At 41.3% G+C, this 24,728-nt stretch carries 15 protein-coding genes, 1 pseudogene and 1 CRISPR repeat array; of the genes and pseudogenes, 12 read left to right on the top strand and 4 right to left on the bottom strand.

Annotated features, from left to right (window positions below):
- Positions 1-102: 102 nt before the first annotated feature.
- The 3 genes and pseudogenes from ACOCD9_RS17500 to ACOCD9_RS17490 form a co-directional block, all read right to left on the bottom strand.
- Complete coding sequence (locus tag ACOCD9_RS17500; protein ID WP_419548063.1) at positions 103-1,980, bottom strand: FAD-dependent monooxygenase; 1,878 nt, start codon at positions 1,978-1,980, stop codon at positions 103-105.
- 244 nt (positions 1,981-2,224) lie between these two features.
- On the bottom strand, positions 2,225-6,484 hold the full coding sequence (locus tag ACOCD9_RS17495) for an SDR family NAD(P)-dependent oxidoreductase (RefSeq protein ID WP_419548062.1): 4,260 nt from the start codon (positions 6,482-6,484) through the stop codon (positions 2,225-2,227).
- 247 nt (positions 6,485-6,731) lie between these two features.
- Positions 6,732-6,933: pseudogene (locus ACOCD9_RS17490) on the bottom strand (IS30 family transposase); the annotation flags it as partial.
- A gap of 629 nt (positions 6,934-7,562) precedes the next feature.
- Here ACOCD9_RS17490 and ppk1 point away from each other — a divergent pair.
- From ppk1 to ACOCD9_RS17470, 4 genes are all read left to right on the top strand, one after another.
- Positions 7,563-9,731, top strand: coding sequence for a polyphosphate kinase 1 (gene ppk1 / locus ACOCD9_RS17485; protein ID WP_419548061.1), 2,169 nt, complete (start codon positions 7,563-7,565; stop codon positions 9,729-9,731).
- 340 nt (positions 9,732-10,071) lie between these two features.
- Positions 10,072-10,212, top strand: coding sequence for a hypothetical protein (locus ACOCD9_RS17480; RefSeq protein WP_002786871.1), 141 nt, complete (start codon positions 10,072-10,074; stop codon positions 10,210-10,212).
- Between the two features lie 397 nt (positions 10,213-10,609).
- Positions 10,610-12,085, top strand: coding sequence for a bifunctional metallophosphatase/5'-nucleotidase (locus ACOCD9_RS17475; protein WP_002786872.1), 1,476 nt, complete (start codon positions 10,610-10,612; stop codon positions 12,083-12,085).
- 331 nt (positions 12,086-12,416) lie between these two features.
- Positions 12,417-12,632, top strand: coding sequence for a hypothetical protein (locus ACOCD9_RS17470; RefSeq protein ID WP_419548060.1), 216 nt, complete (start codon positions 12,417-12,419; stop codon positions 12,630-12,632).
- Positions 12,633-13,346: 714 nt separating this feature from the next.
- Here the strand turns inward: ACOCD9_RS17470 and ACOCD9_RS17465 are convergent.
- The gene (locus ACOCD9_RS17465; RefSeq protein ID WP_002741155.1) at positions 13,347-13,565 is read right to left on the bottom strand and encodes a type II toxin-antitoxin system HicB family antitoxin; all 219 of its coding nucleotides are present in this window, start codon (positions 13,563-13,565) and stop codon (positions 13,347-13,349) included.
- A 234-nt stretch (positions 13,566-13,799) separates the two neighbouring features.
- Between ACOCD9_RS17465 and ACOCD9_RS17460 the strand changes: the two genes are divergently transcribed.
- From ACOCD9_RS17460 to ACOCD9_RS17425, 8 genes are all read left to right on the top strand, one after another.
- Positions 13,800-14,015: a hypothetical protein gene (locus ACOCD9_RS17460; RefSeq protein ID WP_002732549.1), complete on the top strand. Its 216-nt coding sequence runs from the start codon at positions 13,800-13,802 to the stop codon at positions 14,013-14,015.
- Between the two features lie 72 nt (positions 14,016-14,087).
- Entirely contained in the window at positions 14,088-14,273 is a 186-nt protein-coding gene (locus ACOCD9_RS17455) for a type II toxin-antitoxin system RelE family toxin (RefSeq protein WP_223210821.1), read from the top strand.
- 452 nt (positions 14,274-14,725) lie between these two features.
- A CRISPR array of direct repeats spans positions 14,726-16,347; the repeat unit is 35 nt; unit sequence CTTGCTTCCAATTCGTGAAGCGTATGAATGGAAAC.
- Positions 16,348-16,635: 288 nt separating this feature from the next.
- The gene (locus tag ACOCD9_RS17450; protein ID WP_419548059.1) at positions 16,636-18,327 is read left to right on the top strand and encodes a Cas10/Cmr2 second palm domain-containing protein; all 1,692 of its coding nucleotides are present in this window, start codon (positions 16,636-16,638) and stop codon (positions 18,325-18,327) included.
- A 284-nt stretch (positions 18,328-18,611) separates the two neighbouring features.
- A complete protein-coding gene (locus ACOCD9_RS17445; protein WP_419548058.1) occupies positions 18,612-19,616 on the top strand; it encodes a CRISPR-associated protein in 1,005 nt (334 codons plus the stop codon).
- On the top strand, positions 19,617-20,501 hold the full coding sequence (locus ACOCD9_RS17440) for an RAMP superfamily CRISPR-associated protein (RefSeq protein WP_419548057.1): 885 nt from the start codon (positions 19,617-19,619) through the stop codon (positions 20,499-20,501).
- Positions 20,498-20,968 carry a hypothetical protein gene (locus ACOCD9_RS17435; protein ID WP_419548056.1) on the top strand — a complete coding sequence of 157 codons (471 nt, stop codon included), beginning with the start codon at positions 20,498-20,500 and terminating at the stop codon, positions 20,966-20,968. The genes ACOCD9_RS17440 and ACOCD9_RS17435 overlap by 4 nt, the downstream gene beginning before the upstream one ends.
- A gap of 1 nt (position 20,969) precedes the next feature.
- Positions 20,970-22,715, top strand: coding sequence for an RAMP superfamily protein (locus ACOCD9_RS17430; protein WP_419548055.1), 1,746 nt, complete (start codon positions 20,970-20,972; stop codon positions 22,713-22,715).
- 244 nt (positions 22,716-22,959) lie between these two features.
- Positions 22,960-24,498 (top strand): hypothetical protein, encoded by a 1,539-nt coding sequence (locus ACOCD9_RS17425; protein ID WP_419548054.1) that lies wholly within the window; start codon positions 22,960-22,962, stop codon positions 24,496-24,498.
- The last annotated feature ends 230 nt before the right edge of the window (positions 24,499-24,728 follow it).

The raw sequence follows: 24,728 nt of genomic DNA, 5'->3' as shown, positions 1-24,728 counted from the left end.
TTAATGTTCTGGTATTTTTGGAATGGGGGTGATATTTGGCTGGGTTCAGTAGCCCTAACTTGACCTACTGTTAGAAATCCAATCAACTTGATTCGTCTATTTTTATCGGTTTATTGCCTCTAAATATTGTTTTTTAATGCTGTGTAAATTACGAGGTTCGTTCTTAGGAGAAAACAGCCCATCAGTCTCCCATTTACTGGCATCCAAACTAATTGCCCAAGCATTTAACCAGGGGTGTTCGTTAATTTTAGTTAACAGTTCGGGACTGGTATCTTCTAAGGCAATTTGAAAAATGACTTGAGCAAATTCTTCTAATAATTTTAAGCTGGCTCGATAAGCTTCTATGATTTCAGCTTCGGTTTTATTAGATTGTAAATTCCTGGTTCGCAGTTCATTCACAAAGGGGATTGCTAAGTAATCAATAAATTCAAAGCTAACCCGACCCAGGGATTGATTTGCCCAATCTCGGAATAGTTGTTGTATTCGATAGGAAAGAGGGAAAAATTCTGCATTAATCTGTTGAACTTTCATCTTAAGTTCCGGGTCAAGGAAGATGGAATTAAACATCATTAAGCAACCAAATGTCCATCCAGCTAACGTATCCCAGATCATTTTTGTTGCCATCACTATCCCATTTCCCATACAGTTGTAGGAATTTTGGATATTAAAGGTTAACCCATCGTGATAGGTTAAATAAAAGTGATTGGCATCGTCAACTCTTTCGGGAGTTAGTTGACCTTTAAGGTCAAGTTCAATCATTTGGGTGGTTAAAGAATTGCCAAAACCAATACTATCTGAACCAGGGGAATAAAAAGGATCGGGAAATAAACCGGCTTCACCAACACAAGTCCAACGATCAAAGGAAAAGACTTGTTTGGAGGAGTAACTATATTTCGGCATCTTTCTAAAGTCTTCAGGGGATTTACCTTCTAAATGAGCCGCTAAAACGGGTTCATTTTCCCTTAACCACTGCAAGGCTAATTCATAGTTATGATAATTTTTTAACGGGTGAATATCTTGACGAGTCACAATGCCAATACTGGTATAACCTGTGGATAAAGGAATTAACCAAACCCAGTATCCTTCACCGCATAAATGATTTGTAGAATAATAACGGTTGTTATTAGGAACACGCCGATGCCATTTTTCTTCACTGGCTGGCACAAAATTGCTGACATCAAAACGACACTCAACTCGGAACCAAACCGCACTGTAATTATTATGATTAGGTTTCGCTAAACCGAGTTTCTTCTGTATAAATCGACGGCGACCCATCGCATCGACAACCCATCGGGATTTAATACAATGAGTTTTTTGATTCGCTCCACTACCTTGAGTATAAATAATTTTATGCTGTTGCTGTAGCCCTTCAGCAAACTCGATGTCTTGAACTGAACAACTTTCCTTAAGATCAATTCCAGCTTCAATATTAAATTGGCGTAAATCATTTTCTAATTTCCCCCGATCAATTTGATAAGATTTAGGATCATGAAACTCTGATAATCCCAGTTCAGGTCTTTTATGAAATTCAGTTTCTTGAGGTTTGAAAAAATAACGTAATCCCAGTTTAGATAAATGTTGATTGTTAAAATAATCGGTTAACTGCAGCGTATTTGCTAAATAAAAAGCACCAACTTCAACGGTTGATTCCCCCACTTTAAAACCAGCTTCGGGTAAAGGACGAGCCATTTTATCAAGAACAACAACGGAAAGATTAGGTTGTTGAAGTTTTAACTGTCTCCCTAAGGTTAAACCCGCTAATCCACCGCCACAAATTGCCACATCATAGTCTGTTTCCGAACTAAAATTGTCAGCTTGTTCACGCAATAAAACGATGAGTTCTTCTTTATGCTCTTTCAATTGTTCGAGTAAATCGGGAGTCATAACACCTTGAGGAGAACGATAGCGCAGCTTATCCCCTTCCATCCAAATTGTCACACCTAAATGATTCAGATCCGATAAAAATTCAACTGTTTTCATAAATTTAAGTCCCTCAAAGACTAAATACTATAGACCAAACAAAAATTATCAATGGCGGGGAGTCGGTGGTTATTGTTAAAGTCAGTTGCTATGGGAGCAACCGCTTACATACTCCACAAAAAGACTGTTTTAAACCGAAACTATTTATAGCATATTCTGGATGATAAATTTTAGTGATGGATACAATTTTTTACATTTTTTTCCAAAATGGATCTGAAAAGCTTAAATTTTAGTTAAGCTATTTTCATAATTCTCCTTCTTCATAATTTTCTGAGGCTGTTGTCATAACTTTACCACTTTTGGATACACTTTGACTATTGTTGGCTACATTAAGCACCTCAATCGTTTGAGTTAAACTGGCAACAGTTGGATATTCTAATAAACTGTGCAAAGACAATTCTACCGAGAAAACATCGCGTAAACGAGAGATGACTTGACTCGCCAGCAAAGAATGTCCTCCTAGTTCAAAGAAATTGTCATGAATTCCAATTTGAGATAGATTTAACACCTTTTGCCAAATCTTAGCAACTTGACGTTCAGCTTCCGTTCTGGGTGCTATCAATTCGTTATTTTCTTTGCCTTGGAGTTCCTTGAGTAATTGCCGCTTATCAATGTCTCCATTATCCTTAATAGGCAGAGATTGTCGCAGAACTAGGGGACATTGATAGGACGTTCCCAATCGATCTTTTAGACTAACATGATTAGGTAGATTGACCGATTGAACTGTAGATTTACGGGTGTAATAAGCCGTTAACTTTTGGCATCCTTCCGACCTAGATGTGAAACGATTAATCTTGCTATTACTCCCATCTAAACCGATTATTAATTGTCTTTGGTTGTGATATAAACTGGTTAGAAATGAGTCTAAACCTTGCCGTACTGTCATATCATAATACCCTTGAGATCGGGTTATGTATTGCATCTGATAACCTTGGCTAATCCCAGTTTCTTGCCAAGTTGTCCAACTGTAACAATAACTGGGGAACAAATTCTTAGATTTTTGATAGCTGTTCAAAGACTCAAGGAAACTATTAGCCGCCGCATAGGAACCCAAAGCCGCTCCTCCAAAAAAACTAGCCAAGGAAGAAAAACTAATAAAAATTCCCTGAGATTCTTTGAGAAGTTGATGTAAAACCCAAGTTCCTATTACTTTAGGACGAAGAATTGTCGATAAACCCTCTTGATTTTCGTCCAGAAGTAAACAATCTTTGTAAATTCCAGCCAGATGAATCACCCCATTAAGTTCTCCTTGCCATTGTTTTTTAACCTGTTCTACAGCCTGTTTAACTTGAGTGAAATTAGCCACATCTACCGCCTGGTAAATGACTTCTCCCCCAAGGTTTTCTAAAGCTTGGAGATTTTTGATTTTTAAGGATAATTGATCTTCGACTTTGAGGTACTCACTCCAGAGGTGTTTTTCTGGTAAAGGTGTTTTTCCAATTAACAGTAAACGAGCTTGATAATTTTTGAGCAAATACTGAGCAATTTGTCTGCCAATCCCTCCTAGTCCTCCAGTAATCAGATAAATTCCCCCTGATTTAAAGGGTAATTCCTGTTGGCTGTGTTGAAGTAAATTGACTTTTTCCAAACCTGCAATTAAACGTTTCCCGTTGCGATAGGCAATTTCTCTTTCCTTGGATAAAACGGATAGTTCTTGCAGCAGATAACTGACATTAATTTCGGTTTGATCCAGGGGTAAATCCAGATGACGAGTATTTAACCAAGGAAGTTCTTGAGCTAGGGTTTTGATCAGTCCTAAAACTGGAGATTTTTCATAGGCAATTTCATCGGTTTCTATGACAAATTGACTATAACTAGAAACAAATAGCAATTGAATTTTTGAGTTAAAATCATGAGTTTTAGCTAAGGCTTGAACTAGGAATAATAAATCATAAGTCCCTTTTTCTTGTGCTTTTTCTAACTGTTCAATTGTTGAAATTTCTCCCTGATAGTCTTGATAAGTCCCCAGATGAATAATATTGCCAAGAATAATTTTTCGCTCGGATAAAGATGCCATTAACTGTTGATAATGATTGGCTGTCCCTGGTCTTAGGGTATAGCAATTTTGACTGATTTGAGAAAATTCTTCCGCTGCTAAAACCGTGATACAGGGTAAGTTTTGCCCTTGGATTTTTTCTGCTAAAGATGCTCCTAAACCCAAGGAATCCAGAAAAATTAAACTACAATACTTGGAAAGTTCGGGTTTTAAGTTAACTGGAGATCGAGGTTTCCAAACTTTCTGGTAAAACCAATCAGGAAGGGTTTGAGCATTTTCTAACAAAAGATCTATTTCTTTTAAAATAGAATTAAATTCTCCATTTCCGAACCGTTTTGTTAATTGCGATCGCTGAATTTTACCAATGGAAGTTTTAGGAATTTCAGTTTTATTTAAGGGGATTAAATATTCAGGATTAACCCCAAAGCTGTTAATTACTTTTCGTCTAATCTTTTTCAGAAGTTCCGCTAGATGCTGGTGATCAAAGGTTTCTGCACTAAAAAATAAAGCTAATTGATCGGTACTATTCCTAGGATCATAAACAGGACAAGCGGCTGTGTAGGACGCTTGTACTTCTTCAATAGTTTCCACTACAGTTTCAATTTCATGGCTATAATAATTCACTCCATTAATAATAATGGTTTCTTTACTTCTTCCAGTAATGACTAAATGACCGTTACTAATAAATGCGAAATCTCCTGTCTTAAACCAGCCATCTTTTAAGAAAGCGTCTTGATTCGCTTCTGGGTTTTTATAATACCCCGGTGAAACTGGATGTCCTTTAACTTGTAAATGACCAATGGTTTCTTCTGGTAATAGGAAATTATCAGCATTAACAATTCTAATCGATATCCCCGGAATGGGTAATCCTAAATCCGTAAAAGTTGCACCATTGGGATGTTCAGGATGGACTCGTTTTAAGGAAGAATTCAAGGAGGATTTATCAACCGTATGAAAGAGTAATGGCTGTTGTTCTGTCGGCTGATAATAGGTAATTCCTGACCCCATTTCTGCCATCCCAAAAGCAGGACGCATCGCCGTTTTTTTCAGATTATATTGAAGATGAAGTTTGTTAATAAATTCTCCAACGGCTTGACCAGAAACGGCTTCACCCGCCGCCAAAAAGAATTTGACACAACCTAAATTCCAATTTTGATCGGGTTCTTTTTTTAAAGCTTCATTGATCAAATTATAAGCAAAATTAGGAGCCCAACTATGGGTAATTCGATATTGATCAATTAAATCTAACCAATTCAAAGGACGACCTAATATATATTCAGTTTGAACATAAACCATTTGGCATCCTAACTCGACACAGCGAATATTCCAGTCTGAAATACTTCCAATATGATCAAAAGGAAGCCAATTAAGAATAATATCGTCGTTTTGATGTTCACAAATGATGTTTGTTCCTCGCGCACGAGAGATCACATTTTTATGGGTTAATGAGATACATTTCGGTATTCCTGTACTGCCTGATGTTAGATTAAAGAACGCGATATCATCCGGTTGACTAATAGGAGGCTGATGGGGAGAATGAGTTTTTAATTCTTCAATAAAACTCAATCTTAAGGTTTGATTAGGCAACCATTGTTCTAAATGTTTTATCTCTTGCTGACGGGATTGATTTGTGATAATAATAGGCTCATCTAACAACTGCCAAACTTGACATATTTTATGAATTTCATTATTAAAATCTTTATAGCTGGGTGGCACTGAAATAATAACAGGAATAAATCGCCCTAAAAGACACCCCCAAAATGCGGAAATGATATCATAGTTTTCCGATAGCTGAAGAATTACTTTATCGTGAGCTTGTAAACCCTGCTTTTCTAATCCAGCTTGTATTTGTTGAGCGTCTTCCCATAATTGTTGATAAGACTGAAAAACTTCTGATCCATTAGATTGAATATAAATAATCCCTTTATTTGAATAATTTTCAGCAGCTTTTTGGAGGATTTCTGCCAAGGTTTTAGGCTGAAGTTCAGATTCTTCTAAAAGCTGTCCGTGACTGATTCCAGCTTGAGTGTTAGAAGTGTGAATCCCCAGATGAATCGGGGTTTCAGATTTTTGATGATCATTTTTTTTCTCTATTTTTAAGGGCAATAAGTCCGATAGATGTAGGGGTAAAATTTTGTTCTTTTTAGAAGTCATGACGACAGCGACTTGATCGATATCTGACAAAGAGCCTAGTTTTTCTTCTGTTTCCTGAACTTGATGATCATCGATAATTTCAATATTCTTTAATGCAGTTTCATCGACATCACCGCTATCGGTTAAGGGTAAACTGGAAATTTGCACATAGATATTAGGTAGAAGATTGTCCGGTAACTGAGACTGTAAATCGGAGGACAATTGTTCAGAATTCCAAGCTCCAGAGGAAACAATATAGGCGACTAATTCACCCTCTCGTATCATAAAATAGCAATCTTCAATCAAAGGATTTGATAAAAAGACTTCTGCTAATTTATGACAATTTAATTTTGGATTTTTGTGTTCCGTCCTCATGCCTAAAATCCTCGGTTCTGTGTACAGGCCAATTCAAGCCTGAATTGCACCACTGTCTGAGCTATCAGAGCATATCTCATTCGGGCTAGGATAGTCAAGAGATTTTCGAGGACGATTGTTAAGCTTTTCGTAATTTAAATTGCCTGTTGAGATGAGGTACTTATGCAAGAGGCAAGACTCCCCCCAACTTTCCCACTTCCGGGGGGTGGGGGAGATTCGGCTAATCCAAGAATAAGGGATTTAGATCCGTCTTAGCTTAGTCCATTAGTCGGCTCGTTTAATCCCCTCTCCCAAGAATGATCAGGAGTAGCAAAATAAAAATCTACTCCTAGTTTCTCACTCAACTCTTGATGTCCAATAAATTCTTTGCCGTTGTCACAAGGGTCGATTTTTCTTTTGTCAGAGGGAATCTCTGGGAAAAGTTTTGCGGTCACTCGATTGATTTTACTTTAACTTAGTTTTGATAGATCATTTTATAAGTAATAGGACAAAATTAACTTCTTGGAACACAATATCTAAGGCTCTGCCTTAAAATAGCATTAGTATTCAGGTAGAACCTAAAGAGAGCGTTCCCCGGTTCTACTTGGGAACGAGATATTACTCGGACTCTATTGGAGGACTTGGGGACGATTTACTTGAATATAGTAAAATGTAGGATTAGAGAGGGAAGTTATGGTTTTTCTAAGATAACTCGACCGACTTCTCTGCAACAGAAAGCGTTATATTTATTAGGGGTTTCCTTAATTTATAGCCAGTAGCGAGCGGCACAAATTCTCTTAATCCCTGTCACAGCACAGGTTATGGCCTTTTGTCAAAGGGGAAGTCTAGATATTTAACAAATCTAATTTCACCGAAAGATTAATTTAACCTTGATCTGTCGGGACTGATTTCTTAACCTTTTAATAAATTGATTTTTCCTCCAGTCAGGCTAAAATCAGTAGGATTAGCATCCAAGATAATCAGGGTAACTTTGGTTAATCTGGGGCAATGTAGCCTAAAAAAACGCCAAAAATAGTCAAATTTAGACTTGAGTGGCTTCTTACTAACTGTTTAATCTATTATTTAGGTATTAGACTCTATGGCTAAAGCTTCTACCGTAACTTCTGAAATCGATCTTAAAGATTCGCAATATTACTTTAACCGAGAATTAAGCTGGTTAGAATTTAATCGTCGCGTGCTTTATGAAGCACTTGATCCTCGGACTCCCCTACTGGAAAGATTAAAATTTACCGCCATTTTTTGTGCCAATCTCGACGAATTTTTTATGGTACGGGTGGCAGTGCTTAAACAACAGGTAGAGGCAAATGTAGCCGTTTTAAGTGCCGATGGCCGGACTGCCTCGGAACAGCTAACCGAGATCAGTAAACGTCTGCTTCCCCTTGTACAACAGCAGGATCGTCTTTTTGAACACACCCTAAAAAATCTCTTAGTAGAACAGGGAATTCATCTGATTAACTATGTAGATTTAAATCAAGAACAGCGCAATTATCTCCATGATTACTTTGAACAAAATATTTTCCCCGTTTTAACTCCCCTAGCGGTGGATCCTAGTCATCCTTTTCCCTATATTTCTAATCTTAGTCTCAATTTAGCCGTAGTCGTTCGCGATCCCGACACCGATAAAGAATTATTTGCCAGGGTGAAAGTGCCGCAGGTTTTCCCCCGTTTTCTGGCATTATCCAAGGAATTACGCCACCAAGACGGAAAAGCTTCGATTTGGACGGGAGTACCCCTTGAACAGGTGGTAATGCACAATTTAGAGGCACTTTTCCCCGGCATGATCATCCAAGAATGTTATCCTTTTCGGGTGACACGCAACGCCGATATCTCCGTCGAAGAAGATGAGGCCGATGATTTATTATTAGCGATCGAGGAAGAAGTACGCAAGCGCCGCATCGGTAAATCGGCAGTACGTCTGGAAATCCACAGTTCTACTCCTAGCAATATTAAAGACCGGATCATGCGCGATCTGGGACTTGAGGAGATCGATGTTTACGATGTGGATGGACTGCTGGGACACAAAGATTTATTTTATTTTCTGTCTTTACCCTGTCCCGAACTGAAAGATCCCCCTTGGAATCCTGTCACCCCACCGGTTTTACAGGGATTGCGAGAAATAGTTGACGGTAACGAAGACGGTATCCTAGAACAGGATGGCGAAGATATTTTTACTTTAATTCGCAATAACGATATTCTCGTTCATCACCCATACCATTCCTTTAGTGCCTCAGTACAACAGTTTATCGCCCAGGCGGCCTATGATGCCCATGTTTTAGCCATTAAAATGACTTTGTATCGTACTTCCGGAGATTCCCCGATTGTCAATTCCCTGATTGCAGCGGCGGAAAATGGCAAACAGGTAGCGGCGTTAGTGGAACTAAAAGCTCGCTTTGATGAGGAAAATAACATTAGTTGGGCGAAAAAGCTCGAACAAGCCGGAGTTCACGTTGTTTATGGCTTAGTTGGTCTGAAAACCCATACGAAAGTGGTTCTCGTGGTCAGAAAGGAAGGGGATAAAATCCGTCGTTATTTCCATATTGGCACGGGCAATTATAACCCAAAAACGGCTAAATTATACACTGATTTGGGTTTACTTAGCTGTCGTGAGGATTTGGGGGCAGATATCACCGATTTATTTAACTTTCTGACTGGATACTCTCGTCAGCAATCCTATCGCAAACTTTTAATTGCTCCGGTGAGTTTGCGAAAACGGATGTTAGCAATGATCGATCGCGAGGCCAAAAACTGTAAAAATGGCGGTACGGGGCGCATTGTCGCAAAAATGAACTCTATTGTCGATAAACCGATTATAGAAGCTTTATACGCCGCTTCTCGTGCCGGTGTGCAGATTGACTTAATTATTCGCGGCATCTGTTGTTTACGGCCCGGATTGCCAGAAATAAGCGAAAATATCCGAGTAATTAGCATTATCGGCCGCTTTTTGGAACATTCCCGCATTTTTTACTTTTACAATGATGGTCAGGAGGAGGTTTATATTGGTAGCGCCGATTGGATGACGCGGAACCTGACTCGTCGCGTGGAAGCAGTGACACCCATTGATGAACCAGCGATCGCCAAGGAACTGGAAGAAATTCTCGGCATCATGTTGTCAGATAACCGGCAAGCATGGGAATTACAATCCGATGGCAGTTATATTCAGCGTCGTGCTGACAATGAGGGACAGGAAAGCAGTACCCATGTAATTTTAATGGAAAAAGCCCTTAAATCTGCGGGTGTTAGTCAATAGGAACAGTTATCAGTTATCAGTTATCAGTATTCTCTCGTTGACCCCCTCGGATGCCCTTCTACTTCTGGAGTTCGGGGCTTGATAATCTGACTTATTGAGAATAATTTTTATTTGTCGGAGATAATTTAACCCCCCCTCAGAAAATGGGGTGTAGAATGGTGTCAGGGCAATACTTTCATTTATTTCACGGGAACTATTTGTTAGGATCGAAAAATCTTTACGTTCAGCCACAACCATGAGCGTTCTTGTCAAACCCTCTAGCCTGATTCCCAAAGGATTGCGGGTACAACAGATTAATAATCTCAGCCTATTCAAATTTACAGATGAACTGGGCGATTAGATGCAGACGCTTCTTGACAAGAAAAAAGCTGATGATCTCACCCCAGAGGAAGTCCTTGAGCTAGAAGCGATTGGCGAACTCGACCAAATTTTCAGCTACATCAACGCTGTCATTGCCGCCAGAGTAAATGGTCATTCCTAAATCGCTCCACCATATTGTTCGACAACGCGCTAGGTTTCAGTGTGAATACTGTCACTATCCCGAACTCCTCAGTGATGCTCTCACCCTGTTTTTACATTGGCGCAAGTCATGCTATATTATGGGCTGTGGCTCTTCGTTACTTGGCATGATTCGATCAGGGGGCATAAATCGAAGCAATGTCTTTCTGTGTAAGGGTTTTATCCTTTATAACCCCCTCCATTGCATAACACAAACCGAAGAGCCTAAACTGCTAAAAGTTGAACTTTTTCTGGATCGGCTAGAAGAAATCACAGACCAAGCTTCTGACGGTATTGAGAAAGCCAAGCTTTAAACCGTTCGCAGTACCCAAATCAAACTATCTCTTTCATTTAATCAACTCAAACTACTGGAGAGACTCATGGTTGAAACTACAACAAAACTCAAAAAGTTTACGATTTTACATTCCAATGATATGCACGGCGACTTTTTAGCGGAGGCTAAAACTGGACAAGGTGGTTTGATCGGCGGGTTATCATTGCTTTCTGGTTATATCAATCAAGTGCGTCAAACGGAAAAAAATACACTTTATGTTATTTCAGGTGATATGCTTCAAGGTTCGATGATTGATACCGAATTTAAAGGCTTATCAACCATGGAAATCATGAATTACCTAGCACCTAATGTAGTGACTTTAGGAAACCACGAATTAGACTATGGCTTTCCTCATTTGCTCTTCTTAGAAAAAATGGCAAACTTTCCTATTGTTAATGCCAACTTGTACATTAAAAAGTACGGTAAAAGGTTGATGAACCCCTATATCATCCTCAATGTAGATGGATTTGATGTTATGTTCATTGGTATTGTCACCGAAGAGGTTCTTAGTGCCTTAAAGCTGGACAAAAGCATTGGTACATTTGTTGGACTAGAAGATGCAGCGGCTGAAGTTGGTAAGATCTGTAATACCTACAAAAATGAAGATATTGATTTGACAATTCTCCTAACTCACATTGGTTTTGAAGAGGATCAAAAGTTAGCGGCTATGTTAGACCCTGAGTGGGGGGTGGACATGATCATTGGTGGACATTCTCATACACTTTTAGAACAGCCTGCCCAAGTAAACAACATTTTAATCACCCAGGCCGCCGTTGGGACTGATCAGATCGGACGTTTCGATATTACAGTAGACGACGATACGAACAGCATTGTCGAATGGAAATGGGAGCTTATTCCTATTAATGATCAGGTAGCTAGTCCTGACGTAGATTTGCAAAATTTTATCAATACCTACAAAGAACAAGTAGATCGCAAGTACAATCGTATTGTTAGCCGTTTAAATCGTAAATTGACTCATCCCGTGCGCGAACAAGAAACTGAGTTAGGTAATTTAATCGCTGATATCTTCTTAGAAATAGATACGATTGATGTCGTGCTTGTCGGTAGTGGTTCCATACGAGGTAAAGAATTAGGGCCTGTGGTCACTCTTGAAGATCTTAAGAAGGTTTATCCGTATGATGGTTCTCTTTATAAAATTAAAGTTACTGGAGCGCAACTGACAAAGGTATTTACCCATTTTCTGCGCCCAGAAAACAGAAAGCCTGGGGAAAGTCAATGTTATCAAATCAGCAAAGGTGTTCGAGTAGTTTATAACAATACTAAGAAAGCAATTGAATCTTTCAGTATTAATGAACAACCTGTAGAGGCTGATCGTTTATATGTAATCTGCGTGCAAGATTATCATTATCAAAATTCGCTGAAGAGTTTGAATCTCACGCCTGAAGAAATAGCTAACGCTAAAGTTGTTACTACTTCAAGCCAAGGTGTTCTTGAAGAATATTTAAGTACTCATCAACTCCTTGACGGTCAGGTGGAAGGACGCTGGACTTTTGTTAACTAGAGTTTATGACTCTACCCAATTCGTGAAGCGTCTGAATGGAAACGAGGAATGTTAAAACATTCCTTTTTATTTTCCGTACAACTTGCTTCCAATTCGTGAAGCGTATGAATGGAAACCAAAAACGCTGCCCGACCCGACCTTCTGTGGGAAAACGATAGCTTGCTTCCAATTCGTGAAGCGTATGAATGGAAACGTGCCACTAAGGCCACGGGTAAAGGGAGCAGTTAGCTGACTTGCTTCCGATTCGTGAAGCGTATGAATGGAAACCCAAAAGGATTTTGAATCGCATCTGGCACATCAAAAGCTTGCTTCCAATTCGTGAAGCGTATGAATGGAAACAGAATGCCCGGGATCAATCCCATCTCATCGGTTAAGAAAAATCCGAGATTTCAGCGAGATTATGCGTCAGTGGGGACAAAAATTTCAGAGGAAGTTTAACCAGACTGAACTCGGCAGAATAATTTATGCGGGAGGAGATGATTTTTTGGGCATCGTTTATAATAGCCAATTTCCCGATCCACAACTCAACTCGATCGATCTCGATTGAGTTCTCCACTGGCTACAAACTCCTCATAAGTAGGGTTTGCTGAATAAATGTGAAATGTAGGCAAGGTCAGGGTTTTGTGGCTTTTCTCGTGAAACAGGTGCAAGATTTTGAGAGAATCGTGCTTCAAAACCTTGCGTCTTCATCGGCCCGCGTCCTGTAGGGGCGAAGCATTCGGGCAGTAACCTATCGGTGAAACCGTAGATTTTCTATCCGAATGCTTCGCCCGTACTTTTTCAGCAAACCCTAAGTAGCGATCGCACTTTCAAAAGACCAAATAATCACATTTAAAGGATTTTGCTTTAAATCTTTTCATAAGTAGGTAGGCGTTAAAAGCTGTCAGATGCCCCCCTTATTAAGGGGGGATTAAGGGGGGATCGGCACCCCCCTTATCAAGGGGGGATTAAGGGGGGATCGGCACCCCCCTTATCAAGGGGGGCAGGGGGGATCGAACCTAAAATCCATTTTTAATTTAATTATAACCAGCTACTTAGGAAGCAATAAAATCATCTCGTGAGATACCCGCTTGAGTGCAAATAATCCTTAGTGTAGAGCTTTTAATTTGCTTGTGATTGGGTAGCGTTAAAAGTGTTGTTGTTCCATCTGGATTTTTTCTAATCATAGAAATATGCTCTTTTTATCTAACAATTGAAAAACCAAATTTTTCAAGAACTTTAATCACTTTGGCTTTAGGGGCATCAGCGGGAAATTTTGCCATTAGACTATTGCTTCTACAACAAAGGCTTCTAATAAAGATGAGTCAGCTTCGAGAACTGATTCCCCAAAGGTTTCAACATGAAAAGCGATCGCCGATTGCACATCAATAAGAGCATCTTCATGGGTATCACCCTCACCGACTACTACGCCTTGAATTCCCAATGGATAGGCGATATAGCCATCAGAATGTTTTTCCACAATGATTTTAATGGATTTCATAAATTCTTGACACTTTACAGGAATTTCCTGATCCTATCTCATTTCTATAGGACTTTGATAAGAAAACGATCGCACTCCTCCTCATCAAAATCTCCAAAAAAGTTGCTTCTCCCAAAAGTGATCGCTATCCCTCATCATCAAAAAGCGATCGCATCCTCCAATTGTATCCCCACAAAACGTGATCGCTATTCTTAAACGATGCTATAGTCAGAATAGTGAGTTCTAATTACAAGAATGCAAGTTAAAGACCTAAGTGTTGAAGATTTTAAGTTTTTGATTCAAGAAACTGTTACAGAAACAGTTCAATCTCTACTAAATGATCCTGATATTGATAAACAACTTAAAACCGAAGTCTCTCAATCTCTAGCTGACTCTTTACAGCGAACTCGAAATGGAGAACGGGGAATTTCTGCGGAAGAAGTAGCTCAAAGATTAGGATTAGATTGGTAATGCCTCGCCATATAGAATTTACCGATAAAGCTTTTGAAGGTTTAGAGTCGCTTACAGCAGTTGTTCGGGAGCGTGTCTTTTAAAAAAGTTCGTTGGATAAATGAAAATTTTGATGATATTAGACATCAAAGTTTAAGTTCTAATTTAAGCGGTTTGTTTAAACTTAGAATTGGCGATTACAGGGTGATATATTCTTTTGATGATGACTTTATTACGATTCATCAAGTTGGTCATCGTCGAGATATTTATTCTGATTAGTTTTAGTTTAATTACTTCCATTCCAAAAAATTGCTCCTTCCAAAAGCGATCGCACTCCCCATCATCAAAATCGCCAAAAAAGTTGCTTCTCCCAAAAGTGATCGCTATTCCTCATCATCAAAAAGCGATGTCGTGCTGACAATGAGGGACAGGAAAGCAGTACCCATGTAATTTTAATGGACAAAGCCCTTAAATCTGCGGGTATTAGTCCATAGGAACAGTGATCAGTTATTAGTTATTAGTTATCGGTTATCAACATTTTTCGCGGGTTAGACACAATGGCTGAAAATCTAGAGTTTTCGTTGAGGTGCGTCGATGCCTTGTCCAGTAAGGCTTTGAGCCTGATGACCGAGGTGACTATTGACAATTATTATTAATAATGTCTATGCTTTTCAATATCCCACGAAAAATCGTTGTACAATCCTTGTACAGCCTAGCTTTGCAAAGCTAGTCTTGCTTCCAATTCGTGAAGCGTATGAATGGAAACACCAAGCCTCTCCCCCTTCATGGGAATGGCCGAAAACGCTTGCTTCCAATTCGTGAAGCGTATGAATGGAAACAATTAATCACAGACTACTCGAAAACCGATGCTTTCTGCTAATGTGTCTTGCTTCCAATTCGTGAAGCGTATGAATGGAAACCTCTGGATACAGAGGGCTAAGCCACCGTAGGCTTCCTTCTTGCTTCCAATTCGTGAAGCGTATGAATGGAAACTTGTATTATTTTCAGAGTCAAGATTCCATTTTAAATCTTGCTTCCAATTCGTGAAGCGTATGAATGGAAACACAAATACATGATATACCAATCCAGTTAGTTGATAGGTGCCAATGTATTGGCACCTATCAACTAACCTTGCTTCCAATTCGTGAAGCGTATGAATGGAAACACGGCATTTTAATTGTTCATGGCAAAGATCGTAAAATTCTTGCTTCCAATTCGTGAAGCGTATGAATGGAAACACTTAGTATGCTTGGAACCTACAATGATTGTAAGGTTCTTCTCTTCTTGCTTCCAATTCGTGAAGCGTATGAATGGAAACTAGGAAAGAAGCGATCGGGTTGCGGCTTGTAACTCTCTTGCTTCCAATTCGTGAAGCGTATGAATGGAAACAATACTAAGCAACTTCAGTAGAGCGGTTTTTCGCCGCTCGTCAAGCTTGCTTCCAATTCGTGAAGCGTATGAATGGAAACAGACTAACAACCAGACGCTGATCGTTTGAATGCGGTGTTCTTGCTTCCAATTCGTGAAGCGTATGAATGGAAACGTATTTTTCGCGTCAGCAGACTGCATCACTTGCTCTGTACTTGCTTCCAATTCGTGAAGCGTATGAATGGAAACCTCCTCGTCCAGCATCATCTGGGCGGCTTGCATGTACAACTTGCTTCCAATTCGCGAAGCGTATGAATGGAAACGTTGTGCAGCAACGGAAGAACCAAAAAAGAAAAAAACACCAACTTGCTTCCAATTCGTGAAGCGTATGAATGGAAACATTAACCCAAATGGCGCTGCAATCATCATGTATCCAGCGAAGCTTGCTTCCAATTCGTGAAGCGTATGAATGGAAACTACAATCCCCTGTTGCATCATATAGTGACGCAACTTGCTTCCAATTCGTGAAGCGTATGAATGGAAACCATAAAAGACTTGCCGTTCGGAGTGATCCATCTCGAAATACTTGCTTCCAATTCGTGAAGCGTATGAATGGAAACCATTGGACCTGTCGTATCCTGACTAGCCACCGTAGTCTTGCTTCCAATTCGTGAAGCGTATGAATGGAAACCACATTTCCGGCTTCCGTTGTTCGTTACTTGCACCCGATCTTGCTTCCAATTCGTGAAGCGTATGAATGGAAACTCCACGATTTCCCACGCGTCAAGGAGCTTGACTGCTTGCTTCCAATTCGTGAAGCGTATGAATGGAAACACTAAAGAATCAATTACCCAACACTCTTTCCCTACTTGCTTCCAATTCGTGAAGCGTATGAATGGAAACGATTTACCTCTGGGCTGCTCAAATCCACCTCGACTGCTGGGAGTTTTCTTGCTTCCAATTCGTGAAGCGTATGAATGGAAACAATGTGTAGGGTCAATTCATGAATTGACCCTACAATTTTTTTAATTCCAATTAGTTAAGTGCCTGAATAGAAACGATACTTAATTAAGAAAAATCAATAAAAATAAAGATTGTTTAAGAAAAATTATTTAAAATTAACATAATAATTAGAAATTTAGTGATAGATATAAAAGTACAAAAGAGCCAATTAATCTAACAATCCTATTTTTTTAGCCAGAGATAAGTCTTTTCTAGATCTTTTCAAGGCTGTTGAATATACCTCTTAAACAATCGAGTTTTCTATAGCTTTATGTCCAAATATATAGCCATCACCTTCTCCCCCGTCCAAAGCTTTATTGAAAAATCCCGCAAATTGAGGGACCTGTACGGAGCCTCTCAGATTCTCTCGGATCTGACCAGTACAATCGTCACCCACCGGCCCGAGCAGTACCACCTAATTAGCCCCGGACTGCTATACTCCCAACAGGGAATGCCCAACCGTGTTCTCCTGAAAGTCGATAGCGAAATGCAGTCCTCCTCCTCCGAGGAAATCATTGCGGAACTGCAACGAGCCTTTTTAAATCGTTGGAAAAATATTCTCGCAACCTGTAGAAAATGGGTCGAAAACGCCCTCGCGCCTTACTATCGATCCTCAGAATGGAATTGGCAAAAAAGCTGGAAAAAGTGGGAAAGACGCACCTGGGAATTTTTCTGGGGCATGGGGGACGATCTAGAGTCCGCCATGGTCGATCTAGAAAATCGTAAACTCGCCCGCAATTGGCAAGGGGTGAATTGGGTCGGGGAAAGCTCTAGTCTGTCCGGGACTGACGCGATCGCTTGGTACGGGATGGATCGGGAAAACCAAGATATGAAAACGCTTGACTGGAGCGAAGAAAACCGACATATCGCTCTATTCTACCGAAGATTAGCCTTCCTACTCGATGGAGTTAACGATCCTGACGGCCAACCCAAAGATAGACAACCGGAAGGCAAATACATCGATGGAAACGAAAGATTGAATATTCCCGAATTAACCAAACGGTTGATCACTCTCCCACATATCGCCCGCTCTCTAGTAATCAAACTTCCCGAAGAACTTCGCCAGCGAGGATTTCGAGACCTGATCAGGAGACCGCAAGATAACCCCGCCTCAGTGGGACAAAAAACGGGCTGGTTCATGGGAGATGGCGATAAAGTGGGCGATTACCTGAAAGACCTCGGCTCAGACCAAAAAATCCGAGATTTCAGCAAGATTATGCGTCAGTGGGGACAAAAATTTCAGAGGGACTTTAACCAGACCGAACTCGGTAGAATAATTTACGCGGGAGGAGATGATTTTTTGGGCATCGTTTATAATAGCCAATTTCCTGATCCACAACTCGACTCGATCGAGATCGATCGAGTTTTCCACTGGCTACAAACCCTCGATCAACAGTGGAAAACTGGAAAAACTGAAGAAATCAATCAACGGGTGACTCTAAGTCTCGGCTTCGTTTGGGCAGCCCACAGCATTCCCCAGAGAGATGTTTTACAGCACTGTCGGGAAGCAGAACAGCGCTCGAAAAAACTAGGACGCGATCGCCTCACCATCCGCGTTTTATTTAACAACGGGCAATATGTTCAATGGACAACCAAGTGGAAATACTTGAACACGCTAAACCACTATCGAGATCGGGACGGTGGGAAAAACTGGGGTCATATCTATAGCGACTTTGCCCGACTAAAAGCCCGTCACGCTTTTGGTCTGGGCTATCTCGATAACCCTAGAAGCCATTCCGATGGCGCAGACTCGAAAATCCTCGATAACCTCTCCACACTCCTACAGTTTTTTGATCTATACTTTAGCGGCTATAAAGAAATTTTAGAAAAAGAAGATGATCAGATCGTCTCCCTCCCAAAGGACGCGCCATCGAAGGACTACGCTAGGGCGATCGTTCGCTGGATAGACGAACTGATCGCGATCGGTTGGCATCTCTCGATCGGGGAAACGATCAAAAAATAATCCTAAATCCGAATCTATTGCCTATTGCCTATCCTAACCAAGAAATTAATTTTGCACGACTACTTAGGGTTTGCTGAATAAATCTAAAAACCTTGTTGGGTAAACCTTTTAGACTTTTTTTCCCTCAAAAAGTGCCAACCATTGGAGTGATCGGGGGTAAAATCCCCGGACTTTTTCCCTGAAAATTAGGTAATTGACCAGATGAAAATCACTAAAACCCCACACCCCACACCCCACACCCCACACCCTGCCCCCAGGAAAACCTTTTTCAGCAGACCCTACTTATGTTTTCCCATCTCATCATCATTAAACCCCTCGGCATGATGTACGGCAGTTCCGGCGCGTTCCTCTCCCCAGAAAACCTTGTCGGACGTTCTGGCTCTAAATTTCCCCCCGATGCCGCCACCCTATCCGGACTATTTTTCAGCGCCAATAAAACGACCCATCAGTATAGCCATCGGGAATTAAGAGACAACCTCTTCATCGCTGGCCCCTTCTGGGCCGAAACCAATAGTCTTCGTAACGTCTATATCCCGATTCCCCGCACGAAAATAATCGCCACCAACAAATCCGACGAATGGCGAATCCGACCTGCACCCGATCGACAAGTCGTCTGGGAGCGAGATTGCGACAATGACTCAATAGAACCCGAATTTTCCTGGATTTCTAGTGAAGATTGGACAGAATCGGCGCAATACATCGCCGACAACGGATTTGCGGAACTCTCGCCGTGGGAATTTACCCCGATCCTACATCCCAAGCTAGAGATCGATCGACGCTGTACCGTCGAGAAGGACGGTCTGTTTTTAGAATACGCCGTGCAGATGAAGGAGGGAACCTGTTTGATCTATCTAGCCACCCATCCCCTCGATCCGGGATGGTATAAATTCGGCGGAGAAAATCATCTAGTCGAGATCGAGAGCGTTGAGATTAAACCCGATTGGGCCATCTATCAATTGCTGAGACAGCCAATCGAACAGGCCTTTGCGACGATTACTCCGGCCATCTGGGGATCGAAACGATTTTCCTCCCGAATTCCCGAACAACCCGATTTCCCCTCAGTTCAACTGCTGCTCACCGACAAACCCATCCCCTACCGTTACGGTTTAGGTGGACGCTTGGGACGGGGTAGGTATTCCGTTCCTTCGGGAAGCGTGTATGTGCTGGAAGAACCGATCGGGCGATCGTGGTGGGACTGGCCGGAAGACTGGTTTCCTAGAGAGGGGTTTCCCCTCAAACATATCGGCTGTGGACTATCTCTACCGCTAACAATAAAAGGATTGAATTGAATGTATCTAAAAGCCTACGGCATCATTGAAACCCTTGCCCCACTCCATCTGGGAGCCGCCGCCGGGGAAGAAAGCGGCAACCTTAACCTGATCTTTCGCGATCAGTTCACCCAAACGGGCATAATCCCCAGTAGTTCCCTACGCGGTCGTCTCCGCTCCGATATGTTAGCCCGTTTAACAAGCCAATACAAGAAGCGAGGGCAACCCCCGGAACAGGCCAAAACGAGCGCATTACAAGAAGTGGAACGCTGGTACGGCCGCGGTGCGGAAAAAAACCGACAGGAAAACTACGATTATGAATCGATTATCAAACCAGAACACGCCTCGATCGTCTGGCTGCCAGTTTTCTGCCCCGGACAACCGATCGTTTGGGTTAGTTGTCCGAGTTTACTGCGACGCTACCAACGCATTGCCGACGTCAAGGCAGACATCCCCCCCGCGTACACCGGCTCGCAAACTCTAAAAACCCGTTCCAAAAACAACTCTGACCCCGTACTTTTCTTCAACTTGGGGTTTATCACGGTGAGTTACCCAAATCGGGATCTAACACCCTGGTTTCCCCTCAAAAACCTGCCCGCCGTGGTGGTCGATGACAATGATATGGGTATGATCCACGATATGGCCCTCTATCGTCAGAGTCGCGTGCAGTTAGAAGAGGGGCGGAAAGTGGCGGCTAATAAAGCGTTTTTTAATGTCGAGGCAATACCAGAAGGAACAGTCCTCGCTTTTCCCCTTGCCCTTAAACCGATCGATGATAACGTTTGGGACAACTGGAAACCACTGGAACAAGATAAAACGGGGGATATTTATCTAGGGGGACTCGAATCGGTCGGCTTCGGCCACTGCATGATGACCTTGAAAAAACCATCGGGAGGTGCTTCATGACATGGAATCCTTATAACCTCGATCGGGCTGCCCAGGAATTGGTCTTAAAATACCGAGACAGCGAGAAAGTGTTGAATGAATCCCACAAAATGAGAACCACCGTCGCCTACGGTTTAGAACGTTTTTGGGGTGAACACCTGAGATTGATCGACAAAAATGACGCTACTGATCGACAAAAAGGACGATACTGGCGAGATGTCTGGCAGAAATTCGTCGATATCTTAGAAGATGCGGGATTACGGGTTCCCCGTGGCAAGATTAATCCTCAAGATAAACCGGAAGCTCAAACCAAAGCTATCCAAGCGATCGCCCGAGAGTTCTGGAATCAAGAAACTTTTCCCCTAGAAGATCAGAGAATCGCTCTCTACGTCCTCACCCAACTTTGTGATAGCTTGGTCTGGTGGACGCAACGATACAAACAACCTAGCACCAACCCCCAAAATCCGAACATCGAGGAGGAAGAATAAAATGCCGGACTGGTCAGATGTACCCCTCCTCTATCAAGCACAGATCGAGGGAAGATGTCAATTACAAAGACAAGAAAATAAACAAAAATCGCGGGCCTACGATTGGGTCGATCAGTGGACTAAACTTTATCATTCTGCTGACGATAGCGGTGGTCGATCCGGGCAACCCGATAACAGTAACCAATGGAGACGAAATTTATCTCCCGTCAACAGAAATAACTCCCCCGAACCACCGCAATTTAGCGGGGAAGCCAAGACGCGACCCTATACTATGACTTGGCGACTCGTCACCAATGGAGGTCAAGATGATGGCATTATCCGACCGGCTATCGGTGCGCGGGGCTATCCCTACTACCCCGGATCATCGATGAAAGGGGCTTTCCGTCGTGCCTGTACTACCGAACAAGCCCTAAAGTATTGCGGCAAACCCTCCCAAGGCGATCAGGGTTCCGAACCAGGTATTCTGCGCTTTCTAGGAGGCTATCCTACGGATAATAACTGGACTCGAAACTTAGTCGATATCGCTCATCCCCAGCAGGAAAAACAAGTTATTCAAGACGGAAAAACTAATGCTAATGTACTATTATCTTTTCACGAGGTAACTCTCAACTTCGGGATTTCCAGTACCATTCCCCTCGACGAACAAGAATGGCGAACGATCTGGCAAATTTGGGAGAAAGCGATCGGCAATGGACTCGGTTCCAGAGTTAGCGCCGGATACGGTCGCTTTAAAGATGTACCCTCACCAGAAACCCTCTTACAAGTTCATCTCAAAGGACAGGGAATCACCGCTACATTACTCGACAAAACCTCCGAATTCCGTCCCAATATGTTTAAAGCAGCCCTTCGAGGTCATACCCTACGTTTACTAGGAGGAATGACCGATGAAAAGACCGCTAAACATCTGACCCAAATCCTCTGGGGAGGTATCGACGGAGCCGCTACTCTGGGACAACTCGGCATCAGCTTCACCTACCATGATGATGATTTAAAATTTGGCGAGCATCCCTACACTCCCCCGGGTAAAAGCAAGCAAATTATGCCTCTATACAATCTCAAACGGGGAACTTTACAAATTTCCTGTATGAATCGTCGCACTTCCTCGGAAGATCGGCAAGAACTCGCGCAATTAGCCAAGGCAATAGTGCAATTTGCTCTTTTACTCGGTGGATTCGGCAAATCATGGCGAAGAGCGGATCACCGTCTCTTTTTCTGTCCCTATTTTAAAAAAGGCAATAAACCGATGATCGGGTGTCATTGGGAATTTATAGACTCTTCAAAATCTCTTTATCTTCCTATCACCGATTTACAACAAGATCTATCGCAATTTATCGATCGCCTTCGGATACGATTCCAGAATTACGCAGCTAAACAAGGCTATACGATTCATCCTGATAATCCTGTACACTGTGATTGGCGAGAAGCTTGGTATCCTTACGATAATCAAGGTGGGGTGCAAGTCTGGGGAAGAATTGTCGAGGATCGGATTAAAGCTATCAAATGGTTCCATCAACCTTACGAGGGAACCCACACCCTGCGGAACTTACAAGGAAGCATCGGACGGGACTCGCAAACTGGAAGACTTTGGCATCGAATTTACCCTTATTATCACTTGAATTCTGAAGGTAAACTGCAACGACAGAAACCACCGATCGAACTATTGACTTTCTTTCCCGAAACAACCGAGGGTAGCGCTCATTTTATCGCTTTTCTCAACGAGCGATCGGACTTTGTAAAAATTTGGTAATATTTGTCATATTTATCGGGTATGCTGAAAAAGTACGGGCGAAGCATTCGGATAGAAAATCTACAGTTTCACCGATAGGTTATTGCCCGAATGCTTCGCCCCTACAGGACGCGGGCCGATAAAGACGCAAGGTTTTGAACGATGATCAAAATCTTGCACCTGTGAGAGCAAAACAGAACCCTAAAACCCTTACCTCGTCCATATTGCTCATTTATTCAGCAAACCCTATTTATCGGGTAAAACCATGACTACTTGGATTATCACAACGGGAAACAGCGATATTCAATTAAATACCGATGCCAATTGGACGAGAGGGAAGGGATTATTTGAGAAGGCTAAAAACAACAAACCTCTCTGTAATTGCCAGGGAGAAGGTAAAGATTTTGCCAATCTTAAACGAGAAAACGATACTAAGTGTTTTCCCGTTGCCGCTAGAGTTTTGGGATTAGTTTATCAAGATCATGAACATTGTTATTCAGATTTAGTATTCCCTTTGCTTGATGTTTTAATTAAAGCATTTCAAGATAAAAAATCTCCCGATCGAGTTTATATCATCCTAACCGATCAAGAAGAGCTTTTTAAAACATCGGACATCAAAAATTCTTCCTGTCCTTTCTGGCAAGATACCTGTACCTTAGAACCGCTTTTTGAATGGTACTTCCAGACCAAACTTAAGCTAAAACCGGATTTTATCACTTTACAGCCTTCTGTTAATAATAGAGGACTAGATCACTGGGATCAAGTGTTAACTCTTGTCACCGAAGAGTTAACAAAAATACAGCCAGATGATGTTTTTTACATCAGTCATCAAGCTAGTACCCCCGCTATTTCCTCGGCCGTTCAATTTGTCAGTATTGGTTACTTCTCTAACGTCAAGTTCTTGATAGTTAATCGATATTATCAAGAAAATAAGATTAAAACAAGCCCCGAAATTATTCCGATTTCTAGCTATTGGAAACAATTACAAATACAGAAGGCTAAAAAATTAATCACAGATGGTTTTCCGGGATCGGCATTGGCATTATTAAAAGAGGTAGGATACAATAACTCAGAAGAAATTAAGGAGCTAGAAAGCTACATCGATCTTTTTAATATTAAAACCATAGATACTGGCGATGAATTCGAGCCGACACAAGCGATCAAGAGAGTTCGTAAAACCTTAGATTTAATCGAATATTTCTTGAAACAAGAAAACTATCTTCAAGCAATTATTCTATTATCTGCCGCTCAAGAAACGTTTTTAAAAGCTTCTATTTCACTCTATTTACAAAAACATATACCAGGAGGTTTTAAAGAATGGAACGAGAAAGGATTATTACTTAACTTAAAAGAAACAAAAATCCAGGAAGTGATTAAGCAACTTAAATTAGATAAAGGTGACAATCATAAATTTCAGAATTCTCATAAACTTTTTCCTTTACTCAAAGAATTTACGAAAACTGTAGATAATGATTATTGGCAATTATTAATTTGGTCATCCACAGAAAAAAGAGAGCATGAATTTGATCGCCGTAACCAACTAATGCACAATTTACGGGGAGTAAAAAAAGAAGAAATGATTCTTTATCTCACCGATCCCGAGGAATTAAGAAAGTATCTTGAAGACAAGGTTAGCTATTGCAGCAATTCTCAAAGGATTAATCTAGATCAAAGCGTAGATGAGGTTTATAGAAACGAGATTAAAGGTAAATTTATTTCTGCATTGAAAACCCTATGTGAATGGACGGAAAATGATTATATCCCTTTAGAGCATCATCTCGAAAAATTAGCAAACTCCCTATAAAAAATACGTTCCCCTAGTTTTTAGTTAAACTAGGGGATATTGATTACTTAGGGCTTGCTGAATAAATGTAAAATATAGACGAGGTAAGGGTTTTAGGGTTCTGTTTTGCTCTCACAGGTGCAAGATTTTGAGAGAATCGTCGTTCAAAACCTTGCGTCTTCATCGGCCCGCGTCCTGTAGGGGCGAAGCATTCGGACAATAACCTATCGGTGAAACCGTAGATTTTCTAT

Origin of the sequence: Microcystis sp., assembly GCF_048564745.1 — a bacterium.
GTDB lineage: Bacteria > Cyanobacteriota > Cyanobacteriia > Cyanobacteriales > Microcystaceae > Microcystis > Microcystis ichthyoblabe_A.
This window is presented reverse-complemented; position numbering and strand designations above follow the sequence as displayed.

Excerpts from the sequence above, each read along its gene's own strand:
- ACOCD9_RS17435 (WP_419548056.1), top strand. The coding sequence starts at position 20,498 with ATGACATGGAATCCTTATAACCTCGATCGGGCTGCCCAGGAATTGGTC.
- ACOCD9_RS17460 (WP_002732549.1), top strand. The coding sequence starts at position 13,800 with ATGCAAGTTAAAGACCTAAGTGTTGAAGATTTTAAGTTTTTGATTCAA.
- ACOCD9_RS17475 (WP_002786872.1), top strand. The coding sequence starts at position 10,610 with ATGGTTGAAACTACAACAAAACTCAAAAAGTTTACGATTTTACATTCC.
- ACOCD9_RS17500 (WP_419548063.1), bottom strand. The coding sequence starts at position 1,980 with ATGAAAACAGTTGAATTTTTATCGGATCTGAATCATTTAGGTGTGACA.
- ACOCD9_RS17465 (WP_002741155.1), bottom strand. The coding sequence starts at position 13,565 with ATGAAATCCATTAAAATCATTGTGGAAAAACATTCTGATGGCTATATC.
- ACOCD9_RS17445 (WP_419548058.1), top strand. The coding sequence starts at position 18,612 with ATGTTTTCCCATCTCATCATCATTAAACCCCTCGGCATGATGTACGGC.
- ACOCD9_RS17495 (WP_419548062.1), bottom strand. The coding sequence starts at position 6,484 with ATGAGGACGGAACACAAAAATCCAAAATTAAATTGTCATAAATTAGCA.
- ACOCD9_RS17450 (WP_419548059.1), top strand. The coding sequence starts at position 16,636 with ATGTCCAAATATATAGCCATCACCTTCTCCCCCGTCCAAAGCTTTATT.
- ppk1 (WP_419548061.1), top strand. The coding sequence starts at position 7,563 with ATGGCTAAAGCTTCTACCGTAACTTCTGAAATCGATCTTAAAGATTCG.
- ACOCD9_RS17470 (WP_419548060.1), top strand. The coding sequence starts at position 12,417 with ATGGAAACAGAATGCCCGGGATCAATCCCATCTCATCGGTTAAGAAAA.
- ACOCD9_RS17440 (WP_419548057.1), top strand. The coding sequence starts at position 19,617 with ATGTATCTAAAAGCCTACGGCATCATTGAAACCCTTGCCCCACTCCAT.
- ACOCD9_RS17430 (WP_419548055.1), top strand. The coding sequence starts at position 20,970 with ATGCCGGACTGGTCAGATGTACCCCTCCTCTATCAAGCACAGATCGAG.
- ACOCD9_RS17480 (WP_002786871.1), top strand. The coding sequence starts at position 10,072 with ATGCAGACGCTTCTTGACAAGAAAAAAGCTGATGATCTCACCCCAGAG.
- ACOCD9_RS17425 (WP_419548054.1), top strand. The coding sequence starts at position 22,960 with ATGACTACTTGGATTATCACAACGGGAAACAGCGATATTCAATTAAAT.